The organism is Acidovorax sp. KNOB132 (assembly GCF_057541515.1).
Genome location: NZ_BAAJYT010000293.1, coordinates 1 through 4,217 on the forward strand (window position 1 = coordinate 1; position 4,217 = coordinate 4,217).

The window sequence follows — 4,217 nt, forward strand, 5'->3', positions numbered from 1 at the left end:
CGGCGCCCGAAGGCGGCGCGGCCAAGGTGCTGGGCTGGGACGCCGTGGGCACCGTGCAGGCGCTGGGCAGCGCGGTGCAGGGCTTCGCCGTGGGCGACCGGGTCTACTACGCCGGCGCCATCGACCGCCCCGGTTCCAACGCCGAACTGCACACGGTGGATGCGCGCATCGCCGCCCATGCGCCCGCCACGCTGTCCGATGCGCAGGCGGCCGCCATGCCGCTGACCGCCATCACGGCCTGGGAAATCCTGTTCGACCGGCTGCGCGTGCCCTCGGGCGACGGCGCTGCGGCGGGCCAGTCCCTGCTGGTGGTGGGCGGCGCGGGCGGGGTGGGCTCGATCCTGATCCAGCTCGCGCGCCAGTTGACCGGCCTGCGCGTGATCGCCACCGCCTCACGCCCCGAGACGCGCCAGTGGTGCCTGGACCTGGGCGCGCACGACGTGATCGACCACCGCCAGCCGCTCGCCCCGCAACTGGCCGCGCTGGGCGTGCCGCAGGTGGACCATGTGGCGGCCCTCACCCACACGCCGGCCTACATGGCGCAGTACGTGGACTGCGTGCGGCCCCAGGGGCAGATCGCCGTGATCGACGACATGCCCTCGCTGGACGTGATGCCGCTCAAGCGCAAGAGCATTTCGCTGCACTGGGAAATGATGTTCACCCGCTCGCTGTTCGGCACGCCCGACCTGCACCGCCAGGGCGAGCTGCTGGCCGAAGTGGCGCGCCTGCTGGACGCCGGGCGCCTGCGCAGCACCTTCACCACCGATGGCGGGCGCATCGACGCGGCCCACCTGCGCCAGGCGCATGCGCTGGTGGAGAGCGGCCGCGCCATCGGCAAGGTCGTGCTGCAGGGGTTCTGATGGCCGGTGCCGGCATCGGCCGACAGCCGGGCCACCCGGGCGGCTGGCACCATGCCGCATGCCAAAGCCCCCCACGCGCGACCTGACCCAAGGCCCCATCGGCCGCACGCTGCTGGTGTTCGCACTGCCCATCCTCGCGGGCAACGTGCTGCAGTCCCTCAACGGCTCCGTCAACGCCATCTGGGTGGGGCGCTATTTGGGGGAGGCGGCGCTCACGGCCACGGCGAACGCCAACAACATCCTCTTCCTGCTGATCGGTGCCGTGTTCGGCGTGGGCATGGCGGCCACCATCCTCGTGGCGCAGGCCATGGGTGCCAGGAACCTGGCACAGGCACAGCGCGTGATGGGCACCAGCGCCACGTTCTTCGGGGGCACCTCGGTGCTCATCGCGCTGGTGGGGCTGCCGCTGTCGCGCGAAATCCTCGGCTGGATGGGCACGCCAGCCGACGCGTTGCCGCTGGCCGAGGCCTATCTGCGCACGCTGTTCCTGGCGATTCCGCTGCTGTACCTGTTCGCGTTCGTGTCGGCGGTGCTGCGCGGCGCGGGCGACACGCGCACGCCGTTCCTGTTCCTGCTGCTGGTGGTGGTGCTGGACACGGCGCTGAACCCGCTGCTCATCTTCGGCCTGGGGCCGCTGCCGCGCATGGGGATCGCCGGCTCAGCCATGGCGACGCTGGTGGCCAATGCCCTGAGCTTCGCGGCACTGCTGGCCTGGCTGCGCTACCGACGCCATCCACTGTGGATCGGCCGGGCGCAGTGGCGCCTGTTCGTGCCCGACCCCGCCATCCTGCGGGCGCTGGTGGTCAAGGGCATTCCGATGGGCGTGCAGATGGTGATGATCTCGCTGGCCATGCTCATGGTGATGGGCATGGTCAACGCCCAGGGCGTGGTCACGGCCTCGGCGTATGGCGCGGCGCTGCAGCTGTGGACCTACGTGCAGATGCCGGCCATGGCCATCGGCGCCGCGTGCTCGTCGATGGCGGCGCAGAACGTGGGGGCCGGCCGCTGGGACCGGGTGGACGGCGTGGCGCGCAGCGGCACGCTGTTCAACTTTCTGCTCACGGGCGCGCTGATCGCGCCGCTCATCCTGCTGGACCGCATGGCGCTGTCGCTCTTCTTGCCCGAGGGCAGCGCCTCGCTGGAAGCCGCCCGGCATTTGAACCACATCGCGGTGGGGTCGTTCCTGTTCTTCGGCGTGACCTTCGTGCTGTCGGGCGTGGTGCGGGCCACGGGCGCGGTGGTGCCGCCGCTCATCATCCTCGGGCTGGCGCTCTGGGGCATCCGCCTGCCCATCGCGTACGGGCTGCAGCCGGTGCTGGGCGCGGACGCGATCTGGTGGAGCTTTCCGGCCAGCGCGCTGTGCGCCATGCTGATGTCCATCGCCTACTACCGGTTCGGCCGCTGGCGCCAGGCGCGCATGCTGCCGCCCGGCGAATCGGTGGCCACGCCCGCCGAGGTGGGCGGCCTTCCGCCCGCGCCGGTGTGCACGCCGGCGCACGCCACGCCCACGGCGCGCCGCACGGAGGGCGCTCCCGCAGGCGCCGCCGTTACCATCGGGCCATGACGACCGACGACCGCTCCCCCCCTGCGACCACCCCCACCCCCACGCTGGCCACGCAAGACCTCTTCCGCGAAGACGCCTACCTGCGCGAATGCCAGGCCACCGTGGTGGCGGTGCAGCCGGACGGCGGCATCGTGCTGGACCGCACCGTGTTCTACCCGCTCGGGGGCGGCCAGGCCGGCGACAGCGGCGTGCTGATGCGGGCGGACGGCAGCACCGTCGCCATTGCCGACACACGCAAGGGCAAGGATGCCGAAGGCCGGCCCACGGCCGCCATCGTGCACGTGCCCGCACCGGGCGAAGTCGCGCCCTGGACGGTGGGCGAGGCCGTGACCGCGCGCATCGACTGGGAGCGCCGCCACCGGCTGATGCGCTTTCACACCACCACCCACCTGCTGTGCCACCTGGTGGCGCAGCCCGTGAACGGCTGCTCGATCACCCCCGACTACGCGCGGCTCGATTTCCACATGGACGGCGCGCTGGACAAGGACGCGCTGACCGCCGGCATCGCGCGCCTGGTGGCCGAAGGCCATGCCGTCACCCTGGGCACCGTCACCGATGCGGAGCTGGACGCCAACCCCGCCCTGGTCAAGAGCATGAGCGTGCAGCCGCCGCGCGGCACGGGCCAGTTGCGCACCGTGCGCGTGGGTGGCACCGGCGAGGCGGGCGCGCCGCAGATCGACCTGCAGCCCTGCGGCGGCACGCACGTGGCGCACACCGGCGAGATCGGCGCCGTGGTCGTGACCAAGATCGAGAAGAAAGGCGCCCTGTCGCGCCGTGTGGTGCTCGGCTTCGCCGCCTGACACCGGCCCAGGAACCAAACCCCGGGCTACGGCTCCCACCCTGCGACATGTCACACCGCCTGCTCCAGCGCTTGCTGCCCGCTCTTTTTTTGATAGCTGCCAGCGCTTTCCACATGGGCGCCGGGGCCCAATTGGGCCCCAAGACCACCGGTGCCGGCAGCGGCAGCAGCACCGTCACCACCCCCCATGTGCAGGCCGAGCTGGTGGCCCACGCCCCCGAGGGTGTGGCGCCGGGCAAGCCGCTCTGGCTGGGCCTGTCGATCACCCACCAGCCCGAGTGGCACACCTACTGGATGAATTCGGGCGATTCGGGCCTGCCCACACAGCTGGAGTGGCAGGTGCCCGCCGGCATCGAGGCCGGCGACATCGCCTGGCCCGTGCCGCGCAAGATCCCCATCGGCAACCTGGCCAACTACGGCTACGAGGGCACGGTGCTGCTGCCGGTGCCCATGGCCGTCTCCGATGCGTTCGCGCCCGGCCCGCTGGCGCGCACCGCCACCTTCCACCTGCGCGCCTCGTGGCTGGTGTGCCGCAAGGAATGCATCCCCGAAGAAGGCGACTTCACCCTGCAGTTGCCGATCCGCAGCACCACGGCGCTGAGCGCCGGGGCCTTCGATGCCGCGCAGCAGGCACACCCCCAGCCGCTGCCGGCGCCCGCTGCCGGCGCCCCGGCCAGCAGCGCGCGCGTGGACGGCAACGCCATCGCCCTCACCGTGGCCGGGCTGCCCGCCGCGCTGCGCGGCAAGGCGCTGGAGTTCTTTCCCGAAACCACCGGCGTGATCGAAACCGCGGCGGACTGGACGCAGGCCTGGCAGGGCGACGTGTGGACGGCGCGCGTGCCGCTGTCGCCGCAGCGCAGCGCCAGCCCCACGCCCATGCCCGTGGTGCTGGCCCATGCCGGCCAGGGCTGGCGGGCCGAGCTGCCGCTGGAGGGCGGCTGGCCCCCCGCTCGCGGCGATGGCCAGCGTCTCGCCCGCGCTGGAGGCGGCCTTG

Annotated in this window: 3 protein-coding genes and 1 pseudogene; all 4 read left to right on the forward strand. The window is 72.5% G+C overall.

What is annotated here, in order from left to right; translation table 11 throughout:
- On the forward strand, positions 1-860 hold an 860-nt coding region (locus AC27IO_RS21205; protein ID WP_498740613.1), incomplete at its 5' end, for a zinc-binding alcohol dehydrogenase family protein.
- A 58-nt stretch (positions 861-918) separates the two neighbouring features.
- Positions 919-2,424: an MATE family efflux transporter gene (locus AC27IO_RS21210; protein WP_498740615.1), complete on the forward strand. Its 1,506-nt coding sequence runs from the start codon at positions 919-921 to the stop codon at positions 2,422-2,424.
- Entirely contained in the window at positions 2,421-3,224 is an 804-nt protein-coding gene (locus AC27IO_RS21215; protein ID WP_498740616.1) for an alanyl-tRNA editing protein, read from the forward strand. Before AC27IO_RS21210 ends, AC27IO_RS21215 begins: the two co-directional genes overlap by 4 nt.
- Before the next feature lie 47 nt (positions 3,225-3,271).
- Positions 3,272-4,217: pseudogene (locus AC27IO_RS21220) on the forward strand (protein-disulfide reductase DsbD domain-containing protein); the annotation flags it as partial.

What these genes read in the sequence shown, in the direction of transcription:
- AC27IO_RS21215 (WP_498740616.1), top strand. Translation starts at nt 2,421, where the DNA reads ATGACGACCGACGACCGCTCCCCCCCTGCGACCACCCCCACCCCCACG.
- AC27IO_RS21210 (WP_498740615.1), top strand. Translation starts at nt 919, where the DNA reads ATGCCAAAGCCCCCCACGCGCGACCTGACCCAAGGCCCCATCGGCCGC.